The 18620-nt window shown below is 25.9% G+C and carries 29 protein-coding genes and 1 pseudogene; all 30 read right to left on the bottom strand.

The window, feature by feature from the left end; all coding sequences use genetic code 4:
- Nucleotides 1-2: 2 nt before the first annotated feature.
- The 30 genes and pseudogenes from SDAV_RS03810 to SDAV_RS03940 all read right to left on the bottom strand — a co-directional run bounded on the left by SDAV_RS03810 (nt 3) and on the right by SDAV_RS03940 (nt 18596).
- Nucleotides 3-2174, bottom strand: coding sequence for a spiroplasma phage ORF1-like family protein (locus SDAV_RS03810; RefSeq protein ID WP_114564613.1), 2172 nt, complete (start codon nt 2172-2174; stop codon nt 3-5).
- A gap of 11 nt (nt 2175-2185) precedes the next feature.
- On the bottom strand, nt 2186-2422 hold the full coding sequence (locus SDAV_RS03815; protein WP_015967964.1) for a hypothetical protein: 237 nt from the start codon (nt 2420-2422) through the stop codon (nt 2186-2188).
- A complete protein-coding gene (locus SDAV_RS03820) occupies nt 2422-2817 on the bottom strand; it encodes a hypothetical protein (protein WP_114564158.1) in 396 nt (131 codons plus the stop codon). Before SDAV_RS03820 ends, SDAV_RS03815 begins: the two co-directional genes overlap by 1 nt.
- On the bottom strand, nt 2810-3823 hold the full coding sequence (locus SDAV_RS03825; RefSeq protein ID WP_114564614.1) for a hypothetical protein: 1014 nt from the start codon (nt 3821-3823) through the stop codon (nt 2810-2812). The genes SDAV_RS03820 and SDAV_RS03825 overlap by 8 nt, the downstream gene beginning before the upstream one ends.
- A complete protein-coding gene (locus tag SDAV_RS03830) occupies nt 3823-4026 on the bottom strand; it encodes a DUF2649 domain-containing protein (protein WP_105298526.1) in 204 nt (67 codons plus the stop codon). Before SDAV_RS03830 ends, SDAV_RS03825 begins: the two co-directional genes overlap by 1 nt.
- Nucleotides 4027-4028: 2 nt before the next feature.
- Nucleotides 4029-4178 (bottom strand): hypothetical protein, encoded by a 150-nt coding sequence (locus SDAV_RS03835; RefSeq protein WP_004027789.1) that lies wholly within the window; start codon nt 4176-4178, stop codon nt 4029-4031.
- Nucleotides 4178-4525, bottom strand: coding sequence for a hypothetical protein (locus SDAV_RS03840; RefSeq protein WP_114564615.1), 348 nt, complete (start codon nt 4523-4525; stop codon nt 4178-4180). The genes SDAV_RS03835 and SDAV_RS03840 overlap by 1 nt, the downstream gene beginning before the upstream one ends.
- A 1-nt stretch (nt 4526) precedes the next feature.
- Complete coding sequence (locus SDAV_RS03845; protein WP_105298614.1) at nt 4527-4976, bottom strand: DUF3627 domain-containing protein; 450 nt, start codon at nt 4974-4976, stop codon at nt 4527-4529.
- Nucleotides 4960-5319 carry a hypothetical protein gene (locus SDAV_RS03850; RefSeq protein ID WP_114564616.1) on the bottom strand — a complete coding sequence of 120 codons (360 nt, stop codon included), beginning with the start codon at nt 5317-5319 and terminating at the stop codon, nt 4960-4962. The genes SDAV_RS03845 and SDAV_RS03850 overlap by 17 nt, the downstream gene beginning before the upstream one ends.
- Before the next feature lie 380 nt (nt 5320-5699).
- A complete protein-coding gene (locus SDAV_RS03855; protein WP_071937632.1) occupies nt 5700-5951 on the bottom strand; it encodes a hypothetical protein in 252 nt (83 codons plus the stop codon).
- A complete protein-coding gene (locus SDAV_RS03860; RefSeq protein WP_114564587.1) occupies nt 5951-6100 on the bottom strand; it encodes a hypothetical protein in 150 nt (49 codons plus the stop codon). The genes SDAV_RS03855 and SDAV_RS03860 overlap by 1 nt, the downstream gene beginning before the upstream one ends.
- A 324-nt stretch (nt 6101-6424) precedes the next feature.
- Complete coding sequence (locus SDAV_RS03865) at nt 6425-6628, bottom strand: hypothetical protein (RefSeq protein WP_114564617.1); 204 nt, start codon at nt 6626-6628, stop codon at nt 6425-6427.
- A gap of 1 nt (nt 6629) precedes the next feature.
- Complete coding sequence (locus SDAV_RS03870; RefSeq protein WP_114564618.1) at nt 6630-7310, bottom strand: kinetochore Spc7 family protein; 681 nt, start codon at nt 7308-7310, stop codon at nt 6630-6632.
- 257 nt (nt 7311-7567) lie between these two features.
- Entirely contained in the window at nt 7568-7774 is a 207-nt protein-coding gene (locus tag SDAV_RS03875; protein ID WP_114564619.1) for a hypothetical protein, read from the bottom strand.
- Entirely contained in the window at nt 7774-8112 is a 339-nt protein-coding gene (locus SDAV_RS03880) for a pentapeptide repeat-containing protein (protein WP_114564620.1), read from the bottom strand. The genes SDAV_RS03875 and SDAV_RS03880 overlap by 1 nt, the downstream gene beginning before the upstream one ends.
- A 1-nt stretch (nt 8113) precedes the next feature.
- A complete protein-coding gene (locus tag SDAV_RS11895) occupies nt 8114-8251 on the bottom strand; it encodes a hypothetical protein (protein ID WP_186823463.1) in 138 nt (45 codons plus the stop codon).
- Nucleotides 8252-8278: 27 nt separating this feature from the next.
- Nucleotides 8279-8458, bottom strand: a complete 180-nt coding sequence (locus tag SDAV_RS03885) for a hypothetical protein (RefSeq protein WP_114564621.1) — start codon at nt 8456-8458, stop codon at nt 8279-8281.
- Between the two features lie 224 nt (nt 8459-8682).
- Entirely contained in the window at nt 8683-8814 is a 132-nt protein-coding gene (locus SDAV_RS13980; protein ID WP_281268841.1) for a hypothetical protein, read from the bottom strand.
- A 289-nt stretch (nt 8815-9103) separates the two neighbouring features.
- Nucleotides 9104-9337 carry a hypothetical protein gene (locus SDAV_RS03890; protein ID WP_114564622.1) on the bottom strand — a complete coding sequence of 78 codons (234 nt, stop codon included), beginning with the start codon at nt 9335-9337 and terminating at the stop codon, nt 9104-9106.
- Between the two features lie 221 nt (nt 9338-9558).
- A complete protein-coding gene (locus SDAV_RS03895; RefSeq protein ID WP_114564623.1) occupies nt 9559-10029 on the bottom strand; it encodes a hypothetical protein in 471 nt (156 codons plus the stop codon).
- The gene (locus tag SDAV_RS03900; protein WP_114564624.1) at nt 10029-10517 is read right to left on the bottom strand and encodes a hypothetical protein; all 489 of its coding nucleotides are present in this window, start codon (nt 10515-10517) and stop codon (nt 10029-10031) included. The genes SDAV_RS03895 and SDAV_RS03900 overlap by 1 nt, the downstream gene beginning before the upstream one ends.
- 154 nt (nt 10518-10671) lie before the next feature.
- Nucleotides 10672-10989, bottom strand: coding sequence for a helix-turn-helix domain-containing protein (locus SDAV_RS03905; protein ID WP_114564625.1), 318 nt, complete (start codon nt 10987-10989; stop codon nt 10672-10674).
- Nucleotides 10990-11115: 126 nt separating this feature from the next.
- Complete coding sequence (gene asnS, locus SDAV_RS03910) at nt 11116-12483, bottom strand: asparagine--tRNA ligase (RefSeq protein WP_114564626.1); 1368 nt, start codon at nt 12481-12483, stop codon at nt 11116-11118.
- 20 nt (nt 12484-12503) lie between these two features.
- A pseudogene (gene deoD, locus SDAV_RS14610) lies at nt 12504-13213 on the bottom strand (purine-nucleoside phosphorylase).
- A 238-nt stretch (nt 13214-13451) separates the two neighbouring features.
- Complete coding sequence (locus SDAV_RS13045; protein ID WP_334199350.1) at nt 13452-13751, bottom strand: MurR/RpiR family transcriptional regulator; 300 nt, start codon at nt 13749-13751, stop codon at nt 13452-13454.
- 207 nt (nt 13752-13958) lie between these two features.
- The gene (locus tag SDAV_RS13985) at nt 13959-14090 is read right to left on the bottom strand and encodes a hypothetical protein (protein ID WP_281268842.1); all 132 of its coding nucleotides are present in this window, start codon (nt 14088-14090) and stop codon (nt 13959-13961) included.
- Nucleotides 14091-14094: 4 nt separating this feature from the next.
- Entirely contained in the window at nt 14095-14910 is an 816-nt protein-coding gene (locus SDAV_RS03925) for a MurR/RpiR family transcriptional regulator (protein WP_114564627.1), read from the bottom strand.
- 5 nt (nt 14911-14915) lie between these two features.
- Nucleotides 14916-15872, bottom strand: coding sequence for a tRNA (adenosine(37)-N6)-threonylcarbamoyltransferase complex transferase subunit TsaD (gene tsaD, locus SDAV_RS03930; RefSeq protein ID WP_114564628.1), 957 nt, complete (start codon nt 15870-15872; stop codon nt 14916-14918).
- 139 nt (nt 15873-16011) lie between these two features.
- Nucleotides 16012-16275 carry an HPr family phosphocarrier protein gene (locus SDAV_RS03935; protein WP_114564629.1) on the bottom strand — a complete coding sequence of 88 codons (264 nt, stop codon included), beginning with the start codon at nt 16273-16275 and terminating at the stop codon, nt 16012-16014.
- A gap of 125 nt (nt 16276-16400) precedes the next feature.
- A complete protein-coding gene (locus SDAV_RS03940) occupies nt 16401-18596 on the bottom strand; it encodes an ATP-dependent helicase (protein ID WP_114564630.1) in 2196 nt (731 codons plus the stop codon).
- Nucleotides 18597-18620 lie beyond the last annotated feature (24 nt).

Consider the following 18620-nt stretch of genomic DNA (forward strand, 5'->3'; position numbering starts at 1 on the left):
TTTTATATTAATCGCACAAATTTCATAAAAATAATTAATAAAAAGATATTTGTTATTGTACTATACAATGCTGGATTAAATTTTCATACCTCAAATATTTGACTAAAAAAACTATATACTGTTTCAAAAACCTTACCAACACCACTCGCTAATTCATTAACTTGTTTAACACCAGGAATAGTATTGACAATTCAAATCACCGCATTTTTAATATGAGCACCAAAATCTCATCAACCCTCTGGCGTTACATATTGCACTTGTCATCATTGTTTATCGGGGAACAAACCACCATTATTAATCTCTTGTCAGTTATAAATTCCAAAATTAAAATCATAATATCGGTACATATCATTCTCTTTTTGTGCTTGCAATTCAAAAACATTATAACCGATTTTTTGTTCTTCAATTTTTTTATATTGCAAACCATATTTATTTTGTAAATCACCGCCAAAAACATAACCCGAATTTGACTTAATATTATAATTATTAGCAACCGAAAAATCATAATTAAAAACACTACCATAATTATTAATCGTATAAAACCGATTTTTAAATGCTGAATATAATTTAATATCTAACTGTTTATATTTATCTGAAAAATAAAAATATCGTGGGTAAATTTTAAAACCATTATTTACTAATAAACCATATTTTTTATTATAACCTTGAACATAAGTATTATTCTCTAAATCAAAAATCGTACGTAAATAATTAGTATAAAATTTCTGTGAAATCTTAAACATACTATTTAATAATTTATCAAATTGTAATTTATCGTTAATATTTTCACTCAACAAAATATTATTAAAATTTTGTAATTTCAAAGCAAAAAAATTAACTAAAACAGTATCATACTGTAAATTATCAATATATCCATTTTCAATAAACGAACTACGATTTTGAAACACTGGCACCAACGCACTTGCAAAAAACGACTGTAAAAACTTAGATAAATCAAACTGACCGCTAAACTGTTGATAATATTTTAAATCTTTACTATTTAATGATGAATAAATTGAACCATTAAAATTAAAAACTTCACCCATTCCCGTTCGCATAAAACTAAAATTAAAACTTAAATCATCATTATTAATATTATTTAACTCTAAACTACCAGAAATAATTAAATTTGCTTCATCAACAGTCAAAATCATTCGATAAATTGCTTTTTTAATATTTTTAACATCCAACTCATCAACCGTCTCAAAATCAAAAATTATCCGCTTTGTACCAACCTTATTCGGATTTTCATAATCCGCACTACCACCTTGCTGAACCCTAGTATTTTCTAGCAAAACAGAATATAAAAATAAACTAATAAATTCTTTTACACGAGTTTGTTGATAACTATTTCAGTCAGTAATTTCACCGGTGTTTTTATCAATGGTTGGTGTTTCGTGTTCACCATCACCATCTCAATAATAAATTATTGCTTTTGAACTTCATGCTGCGGTATTATTAATATATTTTGCATCTTTTTTAATTATGTTTCATTGTTGGATTAGATATGGATAAATTACAATATATTTCCTATCATCTTCTTTTACATATTTATTTTTATCAGTAGAAGCAATTATTTTGGGTGGTACTAAAACATCATTAACCCTAGGAATTAATTTTCAATTATCTACTTTCAACTTAACTCTTGGATAATGATTTTCTTTATAACGATCAACATTCTCCACAATTTTTTTAGATACATCATACATCTTATATTTTACAGCAAAGGCATAAATAAAATCAGTTAAATCATTCAAAAAATTCTCTCTTTTAACATCATAAAATTTTTCAACCATATACCGATTTTTTAAACTATGTCATTGTTGATAATAATTCAAAAATACTTCATTAGGTTTATCATAAACAACTCCGGTGGAATAACTATCTTGTAAAAAATCTAAATACCATTTATCATTAAACAATAAATTTTTTGATGTTTTTAAAGTTGGATTAATAAAATAATTTGTTTCCGACCAATTTTCAAAAAAACTACTGCGTAAAAACATTGTATTAATAAAATCAGTTTCATTAATACCTTTACCAGTAATATTCTCTTGTTTAAGCGTATAATGCTCCTCATTTAAGGGTCTAAACGCCGTTAAAGTAATAAATGGAATAACCAAACCCAAAAAAGTTAAAATAAATATGGCAAATAAAGATAACGATTTTTTCATAAACTCAACTCCTAACTATACAATGTTTTTGAAACAATAAACCCAACAATATATAAACTTGATATCGTTAACATTAACGGATGACTAAACAAAACTGCCATTCTGCCAAATAATCAAATCAACCAAGTATCAGAATTATATAAATCCATAATAATATTTTTTGCTGATGTAAATTGATTAATAATAACAGTAATAAAACCAGTACCAAATATCGCAATCGCCGCCACCAATAAAACTAATTTAATCATTACTTTTTATCTCCTTTAAATTTAGTACTTCTAATATTTTTCGCTTGATATCTAATACTTTGTCGTTTAAGTTCTTTTTTAACTTGCTGCTTATTACTATTCTGATAAACATTTTTACCAACATTAATACCTTTTCGTACAGTTGACGAATATACTTGCGAAACACCATTATTAACTGTCGAACCTAAATTATTATATTGTGTTGATGTACCGTGAATTGCATAAATAGATAATTTAATAACCATAAAAAAGACTAAAAAATAAGCAATCGATGTATTTGTCATCGGTAATTTTGTATTTCAAATTACATCAAAAATAAACAAAAATATATCAAAAACAAAACTAAAAATCTTGTCTCAATTACTATTATTATTTTCAACTAATAAATTAATCATCTTTACTATTTCCTTTCTCTTTTTTAGGTTTTAAATTCTTTTTCAAAATATCAATATCAAATAACTCCAATCGTTCTTTAACACTTAATTTTGTGATTTCCGACCAATAATATTCTTTTTTATTAACAATTTCATCATTTTTTAAATCACGCACAAATTTTAATCATTGACTATCATATTTATTCGCAAATTCAAGGGGAATAATTATTTTAAAAAACCGAATTCCTAACCCAACATCCGACTTATGTTTTACTCTTTTACCTTCTGCTGTTCGTTCTACTGATTTTGTTTTTCAAATTTCATAATCCGTTATATCTTGGAAAATCCCAATTCGCATAATAAAGAAACGATTAAAAAAATTAAATCCTTTTTTAGCAACGGGTTTTTTCAATGAAATTGGAATAATAATCCCACTTGCTAACTGGCGAATATTATTTCAAATCATACCCTCACGCTGAGCAGTAAACAACGCACGATGTCCAAAATGTCTCGCTAAAACAATTCACGGTATTTTACCACTATGAACTTTTTTCTCATCGTGAGGACTAGTTCCATCAATATATAAATAACTTTCATCAAATAAAATAACACTATCATCGGGCGGAACTGGTTTTGTCCGATCTGTAAAATCTAAATTTTTAAATGTTAAAACTTTAACTTTATCATCTTCTAACGGATAATTACTATAAATTTCATCTGTCAATAATTTCATAGTTTGCGACAAATAAGTTAAAAGTAATGTTTTACCAGTTCCTAACTTACCAATAATTACCGATAACGGATTATCTCAAACAAAATTTACTAACCGAAAAGAATTTAACTGATAAAAAATATTTTTTCACAATCATCACACAAAATATACACATTGCAAAGCAAATAATATTCAAAATACTAAACCAACACAATACAAAGAAATTATTCAAAGTAATAAATCAATTAAACTAAACAAAAGCATTGAACCACTAATATAACAATAGTTTTTAAAGAAAAATATAAACTTTTTCATTATTTAAAATACCCAACTATTTTAAAAACCATTCACAAGAAAAACCAAGTTAAAAACAAAATCACAATTCAAACACCAACCATCAAAGTTAAATATTCATTTTGCGTTAAATTCCACATTGTAATACTTTCAACATTCGTTTTATCTATAAACAAAAAAATATAAATAAAAAACTCTTTGAATTCTTGTCAATCATTTTGCATCTTTAAAAACTCCACATTTTTTGAATAAGTTTAAAAAACATTCCAAAAAACAAAACAATAAATAACACAAACGATATAACATATAAAAACTCAGGGGCATTTGAACCAATAATATAACTAACAAATTGAACTCAATAATCATATAAACTCATTATAAAAAACCTCAATCATATTCATTTTTATAATCAAAACTAAACACACTAAATTCCACGGGTTTTTTATAACATTCCTCATATAAAAGTTCAAAAAATTCATGAGATAAGAATTTTTTGAATTTTTTATAACATTTTTTACATAAAAATGAAATCCTATATTCGCCACAAAACTTTCTAAAATAAACTTTTGCTTTTATAAATTTGTTAGAACAACCAAATAATTTAAAATAATATTCATTTGAATTATAAATAATATAACCATTATCACATAATTTATAACCTTTACTTTTTTCGTACTTTATTCTATCTTCTCTTTGTTCTTCTTTTATTGATTTAACTTCCATTTTATAATTCCTCCAAATCACGAATTAATTGTTCTTCTTTTTCAACACTTCAATTTGTTAAATTATTATTATTATTATTATTTGCTTTTACTTTTTTAGGTTCACTTAAAAATAACGCTTTTTTCATTTTAGTAAAATAATTTTGTTTATATTGATTATATAAATTGATTAATTCGGTTCCAGTTAAATATTTTCAAATATTTCGCTTTAAATTTTCATCATATTTTACAATAGGATAAGAATTATCATAAATCAAACCGATTGCTACTTGCTCTGAATGTTTTTCACTCGGATAAATAAACTTATTACTCAATCAAAACCCAATATGACGATTATGATTAGGTAAATTAATAAAACTTGCTTTTTCTGTTGCAAAAGGAATAAATTCCTTACTAATAAAATAATTTTCTATATTCTGATTTTTCTTAACAAAATTACTCAATTTTATCATCTCCTCACCTTACTGGTCTTAACATTGTGCCTTTTCCTAATCCTCCAATTATATTTTCTAACGGTAACATTCTTTTCTTTAACAACATAACTTTATATTCTTTAATTTCGCATATATGACATTGAATTATAAAAAATAAAAGAATAAATATTAAAAATAAAAATAAAGAAAAAAGTAAAATACCAACAATTATTTCTCTATTTGAAAACAAAACAAGACCTACAATAATTCCAATAAGAACAATGAAAAATTGAAAATAAACAAAACCAAAAACAAAATTCCTAATAATAAAATCTCTCTTTAATTTTTTACATTCCTTAGTTGTTTTAAATTTCATATCCATAAGATAATCTCCTAACTAAATATTTGTTTAATAAACAATGTTATAAATAATGTTTATATAATGTTTTTTAATTGTAATAAACACTGATTATTAACAATGTTATACATAATGCTAATATATTGTTTATTTAATGTTTAATAAACACTGTTAATAAACATTGTTAAATATAAAAATAATAAAAATTGGCACACTGAAAATAACTATTAAGAACTTTAATAGTAAATATAATAAGTTCATTTTTCTATTTAATAAATTCATTTTTTACAAATGTGATAGCATCTATTTTTTGATTATCATGAATGGTATCACCAATTAAAACAATTATTTCACTAAAAATTCCTAGTGTGCCTTAACTAAGATATAATCGATTATAATAAATATTAAAATCCTTTAACCATAACACGGAAAAAGTTTAAGATTTTAATAATACAAAATATAGCAAATGGAATTAATATAATTCACGCTTCACCTAAGAAAACCATTATCTCAGGTAAAATATTTGTTATACCTTCTTTAACTTTTCATAATGCACTAGTCAAACCCGTTCAAATCCCAGTCATACCCTCAGTCATAGTTTTAGGTGTAGGTGCTGTTAAAAAATTAAACGCTGTTGTTAAATACATACCTAACATTATTTATTACTCTCCTTTCTTTCAATTTCTTTTTTATCTTTTTTCTTTCCTCGAATTTGTTTAATTTTTTGGTAAATTGATAAACCAATATAAAGAAAAATTGCTAATACAATAACAACACTAAATATTGTCGTTAATCAAGTTGGCATATTACATCTCCTTTCTAAAAACTAAAAAATTGAAATTTGCAAACTCGCTCCGCTCGTTGTCGCTTCGCTCCATTAAAAACACTACTGAATAAATTATCCGCTAATAAATTACGCGGAATAATTTATTCTTTTACTTTTTAATTTCAATATCTTTTGCAATCTTATTAACAGTATTAATAACATTATCTTTACCATACTTTTTCACTAGAGACCGCAAAATAAAATATTGCTTTGTTTGCATAATTTCAACTCCTCAATTAAAAATATTAAAAAAATTTACTTTCCAAAACTGTAAAAACCAAAAATACAAAATGTATGTGGTTTCTACACTTTATTACTTAATTTAATAATTCCTAATGCTGTTATTTTAGCATTATCAGCATTATTAACTAATTGCATATAATTTTGTCCATTTTTCATTTTTAATTCTTCAAGTGCTAAAATATTTTCTTTTACATATTTATCATTAACTTTTAATTCATATTTAATAATTGCACCTTTAATATATTGTTGTAATTCATTTGTCATTTTATTTCACTCCTTTAATTTGAATATTTATTCCTTTAATACCAACTACTTTATTATCAGTATTTGTATCTCATTGTGCTTTAATTGTATTTTTAACTAATTTTTCATCAACAATTAAATATTTAATTAATTCCTTTAATTCATATTGATTAGCATTTTCTAAAAAATCATCATCAATACCTAATATTTCAATATCTTTAATTAATAATTTTTCTTTACGAAAATTGCTAGTAATAATTTTTAATTCTTGTTCTTGTTTTGCTACACTTTTAATTTCTAAAAATTGTTCTTTTTTATGATTTTCAACAATTTCATTTTGTTTTTGAAATTGAATATCAATGACACTATTTTTTAAATAATCATGATTATTCTTAATATTTTTTTCTAAATTTAAAATAACGTTTCTAATAGAATTTAATGGATCTTTAAAATTTTTTATTAATTCTAATAGTTCTCTAAAAACATAATCAATTTTTGAAACTACTAATTTTAAATCTTTTAGTGATTGTGATTTATATTCTCCATTTATTAATCAAGCTTGTTGTCTGTATATAAATTCTGCTAATTCTTGTCCATTTTCATCAATTCATTTTTTAATATTTAATGCTTTTAAACTTAATTCTTTAAAATCATTAACTTTAATTGCAAAAGGAAAAGAAACATTTTGAACTATATTTTTCATTATTTCACACCCTTACTAGGTAATTTGTCATATTTAGAATTATCTTTTAAATCAATTATTTTTTTTCAACTACAAGTTAAGCACCGATTAAAAAAATAATTATCTCCACAATTCATACAATGAGCAAATTATTTAAAATCTTCTTTATATAATATTTGTTGTTTTAATTCATCAAGTTCTTTTTTAAGTGCTTCATTTTCTGCTTTAAGTTTGTTAAATTTAATTGTTTCTGTTACATTCATTATTCTTCCTCCTCACTAGCAATATGAAATAAAACAATTAGCACATACATAATGCAATTTAGCTTTAAAATTTTGTCTTAATTCTCTAGCAGAACATTCGCTAACAATAAAATCAATTTCTTTTTGTGTATATCTTTTATCTGAAAAAGACCAATAATAACCATCATAAGGAATATTTAATCCGTCTTCTTGACAATCTTCACAATATTTTCTTTTTCCCATTATTCATCCTCCTCAATAACAATTAATTGGTCTAATTGTTTTTTTGTAATTCTAGCACCTACTAAACAAGCATTTTCTAAATTAGCACTTCGTAAATTAGCATATTCTAAATTAGCACATCATAAATCAGCACCTCTTAAATTAGCATTTTTTAAATTAACATCTTTTAAATTAGCACCAAATAAATCAGCACTTCGTAAATTAGCAACAGATAAATCAGCATCTATTAAATTAGCACCTTGTAAATATAATACTTCTTCTTCTAAATAATCACTTATTTTATCTTGTTCAACATCAATTCCTGTTAAATATTTTATCATTTCGTGTAATGTTTTCATTTTATAATTCCTCCAAATTCTTTTCTGCAATTAAAGTATCAATATAGTCATAAGCACTTTCTTCTGAATGACATTCTTCTAATGCTTCATTAAATAAATCTTCTTCTGTGTAAACTTTGCAATCTTCATCTTTTCACATATTATTTATCCTCCTTTAATATAAGTTCTAATATTCACATCATTTTCATTTAATATTTTCATTTTCTAAATCAATAATGTTTGTTATTCAACCATTTTTATTTTCAACATTAGCAGTAATTTTTGCTTCTTCTAATGTATAAAATGATTTAGATAAAATATCATTTGAAAAATCAATTTTCATAATTAATAAGTATTTTTTAGTCATAATTTAATTCCTCCTAATTCTTTTTATTTAATGCTAAATGTTCATCAGTAATTTCATTGTGGGTAAGGATATATTTATTTTGTTTATCACATTTAAAGCAATAACCTCAGTACCTTTGTTTAAGGCAGATTTTCTTTTTTCATATAAACCTCCTAGTTTTAACTCGCTGGCACTCACTCGCAAGTGAAAGTGCCGAAGCGAGAATTAGTTATATAAGTATTTATCTATTTATTTACTACGCCATCCGCTTCACTGGGGGTGAGCGGTGGCGGTATGTTAATTGTTCTATATTTTGTATTTTGTAAATATACAACTATTTTTATTTGTTTGACGCCAGAACATATGTCTTTCTTCATCCGCACCATTTTCAGGTCAAAGCGTTCAGTTTCTAAATTAAATCTACTCGCACCTTGAAGAGCCTAATGCTATACGCAAATTTATTTATAAAGTGGCCATCTCAATATTTATTGTCGTTCGATGTTGACCTCGCACTTATCACGACTATGGCTTAGTATTAACAAGCCCCGATTTACCTTTTTTCTCATACACTATTTCAGCACTTGCCTCGGACGGCTGTGGGAATGAGTATAAACTCATGTTCTTATGGAAGCACTTAGTTATTTAAAATAACCGTCTCACTCTGCATTAAGTTTTATAAAATCAAAGTTTTAAAAAACCAGTTTCATAATCAAAGATAATTTTTGAATTTTCTAGTTTTTGATAAAATTGCTTTTGTGTTTTATCTTTTACTTTATTCAATAAATTTCTATGTTTTTCACAAGTTCATAAAACTTTATTTGATACAAATTCTTCGTTGATGAATGATGATAATTTATAACAATCATTAACATCACATATTTTTTGTTGTTTAATTATCATTACCTCCTTTTAGAAGTTGTTTTATTTCAAATAAAAAAACAACCCTAACAAGAGTTGTTTTTTTGGAGCTTCATCGTACATTATACAAAATTTATGGTTGATTTTTGTAATTTTTATTATATTACTTAATTAATAAAGATTTGTTGCACTTCATTTTACATAATTCATTATTTTAATATTTTGATGGTATCTTTTTGCTAAAATTTTATTTCTTAAAAGAACTATTTAACATTTAAATTTTGTAATAACATTTGTGAACATTCTTGGCAAGCTAAAGAGGGAAAAACATCACCATTTGAAACAAATTTAATCCCAACTGGATTAAAAAAATTATGACAAACTTCACATTCTTTTAAGCCCTGTCTCACTTGTCCTAAACAGTCATCACACATATTGGCATTATTTTCTCGTAAAAAATATTGATGACAATGGATACAATTACCAACCATATTTTTAAATTGAGTTGTTTCTCATTTTGAATATTCATAAGAATCATTAGATCCAACATAACCATACACTTTTAAAATTCATTTATTATCCTTTGTAATTTTTTTTCCATTTAAATTAACTTTTGTTAACAAATATTTTCTTGCTAGTTCACTATCAGTAAAAACTTTAACAACTTTTCCTTGGTTAGGAGTATCAGCATTATCAGTGTAAAAAACAATATATAAATTTTTAATTGTATTCACTATATTTTCATCCCTTCTGTTTTTGTATTCTTTTGAAAATTTTGTGCAGCACATTTAAAACAAATTATATATTCTTTATTATTTACTAATAATTTTCCAAATAATTCGCGATTAAAATCATCTCAAACAAGACGATGTTTTTTACATAAATCACATTGAAAAGTTTCCAAACCAACTAATTCACTTTCACATTCTGAACAAAGTTGATAACGATCTAATTTGCTTTTAACACGATTACATTGTTGACAAATCGGTAACTTTTTAATAAAGTCTTCTGTTCCTTGCTTGTTTAGTTCGTAATTATCAGTTGTACTATCAAATGTAAATATTAAACAAAATGAAATTGCTTTAATAATATCTGCATTATATTTGTTATCTAAATAACAATCTTCTAACGCTAGTTCTGCATCAGTAGCTGTTTTACAAATACATCGTAAATTTTGTTCTTTACCGTTACCATCAAAGATAAAATAATAATCTCAAATCAATTTTTATTCCTCACATTGCTATAATTAATATATAGCATTATTATATCATTTTTTTTAAACCGTTTATTAAAACGCAAAAGACTTGGCAGGTCTTTATTTTATTTTCATAGTTAATTCAACTGCATGGTAAGACAAAATTATCTAACTTTTTTTCTTAATTAGTAAAAATTAGTAATACTTTTAATGATAATAATCGTGGATTTTGATCAAGCTCTTTACGAATTTTGGGGTTATCAATAATTAATGATAAAAATTCATATACTTTGTATTCATTGTATGTATATAATTTGTCAATAAATTTTTTAACATCTAATTTTAGTGCAACAAGTAATTTTAAAATTTTATTTCAACTTGTTTTTGAACAATCTTTTTCAATTCGAAAAATAGTCGATTGTTGTAACCCTGACATTTGGGCTAATTCACGTTGAGTTAATCCTTTATGAATTCGTAATTGTTTAATAACTTCGTTCATTTATATATTTTCCTTTAATATTATCATAAGTAACTAAGTTAAATATTTTATGTCCCCCTATCTATGCAATGCTAAAATTATAACAAAAAAAAAATATAATTAAATAAAATTTTTATATGCATCAAATTAAAATAATAAGTTTCGCGGCGTACGTGGAAAGGGAATCACATCACGAATATTTTTCATTCCTGTCACATACATGATAAAACGTTCAAACCCTAAGCCAAAACCTGCACTTTTATAATAACCATATTTTCGTAAATCAATATATCATTGTAAATCTGTCGTTGGAATTTTTAGTTCATTACAACGACTAACAATTTTATCATAATCATTTTCACGAACACTACCGCCAACTAATTCTCCAATTCCTGGTACTAGTAAATCACACGCAGAAACTGTTTTATTGTCATCATTAATTTTCATATAAAATGCTTTAATTTCTTTCGGATAATTAAATAAAAAGGTTGGTTTTTTTGTTTCTATTTCACACAAATATCTTTCATGCTCAGTTTGTAAATCCATTCCTCAAAAAATATCTGGATTTTCAAATTTTTGACCTTTTGTAACAGCTTTCTGCAAAATTTCAATTGCTTTTGTATATGATAAATGAACAAATTCATCATTTAAAACACTTTTTAATCTTTCCAATAATTTATCATCAACATTACTATTTAAAAAGTCAAGTTCATAATGGTTGTTAATAAATAAATAAATAATAATATGCTTAATCATTTTTTCAATTAATGTCATATTTTCTTCCAGGTCAATAAAAGCAATTTCAGGCTCAATCATTCAAAATTCAGCAGCATGTCTTGTTGTATTAGAATTTTCAGCACGAAATGTTGGACCAAAAGTATAAACATTTCGAAAAGCTTGTGCAAATCCTTCAGCATGAAGTTGACCCGAAACAGTTAAACTAGCTTTTTTTTCAAAAAAATCTTCATTATAATTATTATCAGTTCTTGTTGTTACAATAAATGATTCGCCAGCACCTTCAGCATCATTTCCGGTAATGATTGGTGTATGAACATAAATAAAATTATTTTTATTAAAAAATTCATGAATTGCAAAAGAACTACTACTACGAATTCGGAACACCGCATTAAAAGTATTTGTTTTTGCACGTAAATGAGCAATTTCACGTAAATATTCATAAGAATGCTCTTTTTTTTGTAATGGATAATCTTCACTTGCATCGTCAAGAATTTCAATTACGGATGCTTGAATTTCAAATGGTTGTTTGGCAGATGGTGTTACACAAAACTTTCCAACTACTTTAATTGCTGATGAAATTCGTAAACTACTAATTGCTAAAAAATTAGCAAGTTGCTCCGCTTTATAAACAATTTGCACATTATTAAAAACTGTTCCATCATTCATAACTAAAAAACCTAATTTACCACTACTGCGATTAGAACGAACTCACCCCAAAATTGTAACTTCACTTTGATTTTTAACTTGATCTTGGTATAGCTCTAAAACTGTTGTCATATGTTTTCTCCTTTTTTCTTTTATAATTTAATTGCACTTTCTAATGCTAATTCTACCATTTGGTAAAAATTATTTTGCCACTCAGCTGTTGTTGTCACAGCACCAGTAATAAAGGAATCATAAATTGTTAATAATGTTACTGCATTTTTCTTTAATGATAAGGCATTTGCAAACAAAGCAAATGCTTCCATTTCAACACATACTGTCTTATGCTTGACTTTATTTTTTTTAATCATCATCATTTTTACGATAAAAAAAAATCAGATGAATAAAAAATTCCAGGAAAAGTTTTAATTTGTTTTGCTTTAGCAACTTCTTCAATTGTTGCAAAAAGATGTTGTTAAGAATTTAAAACATCATCTTCTATTCATGCTACAATTCTAGCATAATTATTTTCGCCATAAGCTGCTGTTGCGTTAACAATATCATAAATCTTTAGTGCAGCATCATAACTACCTGCTGAACCAATTCGAATAATATTATCAACATTATAAAATTTAAATAATTCATATGAATAAATTCCAATGCTAGGACACCCCATTCCACTTCCAGCAATTTTAATTGTTTTATTTTTATAAGTTCCGGTGTACATAAACATATTTCGAATTTCATTCACTAATTTTATATTTTCGAGAAAAGTTTCCGCAATAAACTTTGCTCGAAATGGATCTCCGGGCATTAAAACTGTTTCAGCAATTTCTTCTTGTTTAGCATTGATATGTGGTGTCATTTTCATTCCCTCTTAACATTTTCTATATTTAATTTATATTGTACTATAAAAAATAAAAAGGAACATTAGTTCCTTTAATTTTAACAATATTTTTTTAAAATTTTATTACTTTTAATCCGATTTTCTAAATATTGGTGCTCTTTATCAATAGATAAAAGCGCTATAAAGAAGGAAAAAAAATTTCATTTTTTTCATATAAAGTTGAATAAACAACAGTATGCATAATATCAGTATATTTTTATAAATCCGAATTATATTTTGATGTAACACCAATTACATTTACCCCATTATTTTTGGCTTCCTTAGCTGCTGCTATTACAGCCATTGTTTTTCCTTCTAAACTTACACAGATTAATAAATCATCTGGTTGGATTAAACTGGCACGAGTAATAATATTATTTTCATTTTCTACCAACAAACTACAAGTAAAGCCAAAACTAAATAAACGGGTAACTAGTTCTTTTACTGCTAAAGATGAAATTCCTAAACCTGCTAAATAAATTCCTTTCGCTTTTTTTAATAAAGTAACTGTGTTTAAAAACTTAACATCATCAAAAGTTTGCTGATTACGCTATAGAATATCTTGATAATATAAAAAAATACTTTCTGTTTCATCTAAATGCAAATTATTGGTTTCTAAACGTTCTTGTTCTGCAACTATTGCAATAATAAAATCACGATAACCAATAAAGCCTAACTTTTTAATTAAAGAATAAATTGGTGAATAACCGATTCCAGTCGCTTTTTATAAATCTTCAATTTTAAGGTTTCGAATATTATGAATATTTTCACGAATATAGTTTGCAATTTTAATTTCTTTTTTTGTGCAAGTTCCTTGAATCATTGATAATTTTGATAGAATTGAAATATTATCCATTGTTTTAATAATCTCAACGATTATCTTGTTGAGCCATTACAAAATCTTTATCAACAATATCTGATGACCAGACTTTATTAATTAAATCATCAGTAAAATACATTCAAGGTAATAATTTATTAACATAAATTTTATGATCATTTACTCGTTGATTTGGGGTTGAAATAATATGCGACCAATTTGCTAATTTAACTGCTTTTGACATATCTTTCCCAGAAATTACTACAATCGTTACTCCTTTTTCTTTTGCAATTGTTAATGCTTTGTTAACTGCTTCATTATCACCAAATAATGAATAAGCTAGAATTAAATCATTTTTATTCATAATCCGAGAACGAACCATTAAGTCTTCTTCATTTTCATTTAGATTAAAAGCATTAAAACCAAAACTATATAATTCTAGCGCTAATGTTTGTGACAATGCATTTGTTGAACCCATCCCAATTACAAAAATTCGATATGCTCCTTTAATTGCATTAATTGTTTGATTCACCTTTTCATTATCAATCATCGTATCATTTTGATTCAGAATATCAAAATATGTTTTCTTCATTAGACTCTCCATATTTTCAAAATCTAATGATTTAATTTCAATATCAGCAGCAATCGCAATTAAAAAGTCTCGATAACCATTAATCTGCATTTTTCGTAACAAACCATATATTGCACTATAACCAGTATTTACTTGTTGCGCTAAAACTTCAATATTCATTGTTGTTACTTCCTTCATATTTTCTTTAATATATTTAATAATTTCATTTTCTTTTTTAGTAAAATTCTTTGAATCGAATGTTTCTAATTTTGATAAAAATGATGCCATTTTATCTAATCTCCTTTTATGTTATTTTCCAGTAGTTCTTGTGCTGCTAAGCGAGCAATCATTGCAGCATTATCAGTACAATATTCTAATTTTGGAATAACTATTTTTAAATTTGGTGTTGCTAAATTTAAAATTGCTGCTCGTAATGCGCTATTAGCTGAAACTCCACCGACTAACGTAACCATTTGCGGCTGAAAATTTTTAATTGCTAATTTTGTTTTTCGCATAATAATATCAACACATGTTTTTTGAAATGTCGCACAAAAATTATACAAGTTAATTTTAGTATTACGTTGTTCTTTTGCAATTAAATTAGCTACAGCTGATTTTAATCCGCTAAAAGAGAAATTATAACTTTGATCATTTAATGGTAATGGTAAGCGATATTGTGTTGTTGTTCCTGTCGCTGCAAGCTTATCAATAACAGGTCCGCCCGGATACCCTAAGTCCAGCATTCGAGCAACCTTATCATAACATTCACCAATTGCATCATCCAATGTTGAGCCTAAAATTTCAAAATTCAAATGTTTTTTCATTAATATTAACTGAGTGTGGCCACCACTAACTAGCACTGCTAAAAGAGGAAATAAAAAATCATTATCGATTGCGCTAGCATAGATATGACCATATAAATGGTTTAAAGGTAAAATTGGAATTTCTAAATAATTAGACAATGTTTCTGCTATTGTTTTCCCAATATGTAGTGCTCCAATTAAACCGGGTTTTGCTGTGTATGCAATGTATTGTAATTCTGTTATATGAATATTAGCTTTTTGCAAAGCTTCAAGTAGAACATAAGAAAAGTTTTTTAAATGTAACCGCGAAGCAAGTTCTAGCACAACTCCACCGTATTTTGTATGTTCCTTAATTTGTGATGAAATAATATTTGCTAAAATTTTTCCATTCTTAAAAATAGCAATACTAGTTTCGTCACAGCTTGTCTCAATTGCAAGAATTACCATTTCATCCACCTCCTCTATATTATTATATAATAATTTTTCCTTAAAAAAATACTAAGAAAGAAGCAAGTAACAAAAATATACAAAAAAATAATAGATAAATCTATTATTTTTTAATTTTTGTATATTTAATAAAATTACCCTAAATAACCTTGTTATCCTTCATTACTTTTTCAATCCCCGCAATTGCAGCGTCTTCATCAGAACCACTTGCAACTATTTCTACTTCTGCACCTTGATGAATTCCCAATGCAATAATAGTCATGATTGATTTTAAGTTACCAGTTTTTCCTCCTGAGAAAATAGTAATATCTGACTGGTATTTTCCTGCTTCTCCTACAATTAATGCCGCTGGACGTGCATGCATACCAACAGGATCAGCGATAACAGCTTTAAATGATGCCATTAAATTTCCTCCTTTAAAATATACTAACTCATTATATCAAAAAAACAAAAATAAGTATATTATCCCTTAACAATTTTTTATGTTTTTAAATAAAAATTTCAATTATTTGGTATTGTTATTTTCTTTTATGATTCCACTTTTTTAATTGCTTGACTATCTGCTGAAATAATCTTGACATTATAAGGATGAGGAAAAACAATTTGGACATTTTGTGCAATAATTTTAACAACAACTCCAATTCCAAATAATTCATGACTAACCGTATCATTTACTTTTCATGGATTAGTTTTAAAAGTTAATTCAATGTTTTTATTAAGATTAAAGACAGTTCGTGATTGTTTTTCACTTTGATTATTATAAGAAATAGTAATTGACTTTGGCTTACTAAACAATCTTTCGCTATTAACTTTTTCATAAAAATCGTTATCTAACTCTTTAATAAATCGTGATTCAAAGCGTTCATTACCTGTAATATATGAATAACCATCAGCATAACTAATAAACAACAATTCTTCTGCTCTTGTAATGGCAACGTATAAGGCTCGACGCTCTTCTTCTAATTGTTCAGTTCCCATCTTAATAGCTTGTGTCGTTGGAAAGATTCCTTCATTTAAGCCAACAATAAAAACAACCTTTTTTTCTAATCCCTTTGCATTATGAATTGTCATTAAAGAAATAGTATTATCAGTTAAATTATCACTATCACTATCAGTTTGTAATGAAATTAATTGTAAATATTCACTTAATAATTCTGTTCCTGCTAATTCCTTATTTTGCTGATCAAATTTACCAACTGACGCAATTAATTCTAAAATATTTTCTTCTCGTTCTTCTTCATAGTTATCTCGTAAACGCTGCAAATAACCTGTTTTATCTAAGAGAAGAACTAATAAACTTTCAACTGATTTAGCAGTTGGTAATTGTGCTAATGCTAGGACAATTGCTTCTCGCACTTTATTTAAACTATGTTGAAGATTTAATGGCAATAAATCAAAATGTTGCTCTAGTAATTTTGTAAAGATTATTTGTTGCTCTTTTAATATTTGCATAATTTGTTCAAATGCTTTTGGACCAATTTTTGGCGTTAACAACAAAATTCGTTCAATGGCTAAAGAATCATTATTCATAATTATTTTTAAAAAAGCAAGTGCATCTTTAATTTCTTTTCGTTCATAAAATTTAAAAGCCCCAAAAATACGATATGAAAGACCATAATCAGCAAGGGCCGTTTCTAAATCACGTGATAAGTAATTGGCACGATATAAAATTAAAATATCATTATAATCATAATTTTCTTCTTTAATTAAAGTTTTAATTTTACGAGCTACAAAATCACTTTCATCACTACTATTAGCACCGTGATATAAAATTGGTAATTGCCCTGAAGCTTTGATAGTAAATAAATCTTTTTCAATCCGATTTTTATTATGAATAATCAAATTATTAGCTAATGATAAAATGCTTTGTGTTGACCGATAGTTTTCATTTAAAACAATTGTTTGTGTATGCGGAAAATATTTATCAAAATTTAAAATTAAATTAATTTTTGCTCCCCGTCACGAATAAATTGTTTGATCAGGGTCCCCAACAATAGTAATATTGTGATTATCACCGACTAATCATTTAATAATATCAAATTGTAATTCATTGGTATCTTGAAATTCATCAACTAAAAAATAATCAAAACGATTTTGTCATTTTTTTAATACTTCCCCATTATTTTTAAATAACTTATATGTTAATAAAATTAAATCATTAAAATCAACGCTATTTATTTCTCGTAAACGTTTTTCATAAGTGTCATAAACTTCTGCTCATCGCATTTCATAACCATTTGCTGATGCTTTTGCGCTATTAGGGCTAATAAAGTCATTTTTTCATTTCGAAATAAAATTCTTCACCATTTTTGCTTCTTGTGTGTCATATTTCACAGGTAATGTTTTATAAATATTACGAATGATACTATCTTGGTCTGCCATATCAATAATATTAAAATGACGATCATAATTTAAATGAATAATATCTTCTCGTAAAATACGAACACATAGGGCATGATAAGTTGCAATCATACAAAGCTGGCCACTATTTCCAATCATCTCAAAAATACGGGTTCTCATTTCATTAGTAGCTTTATTAGTAAATGTAACAGCACAAATGCGTCATGGTTGCAAATTAGCATATTTAATTAAAAATGCAATTTTATTAGTAATAACGCGTGTTTTACCACTTCCAGCTCCAGCAATAATTCGCACTGGTCCAGTAATTGTTAAAACAGCTTCGCGTTGATTTAGATTTAAACTTTCAATAAATTCATTGGCCATAATATTCTGCCTTTCTTTACAAAC

The organism is Spiroplasma phoeniceum P40, assembly GCF_003339775.1.
GTDB classification, from domain to species: domain Bacteria; phylum Bacillota_I; class Bacilli_A; order Mycoplasmatales; family Mycoplasmataceae; genus Spiroplasma; species Spiroplasma phoeniceum.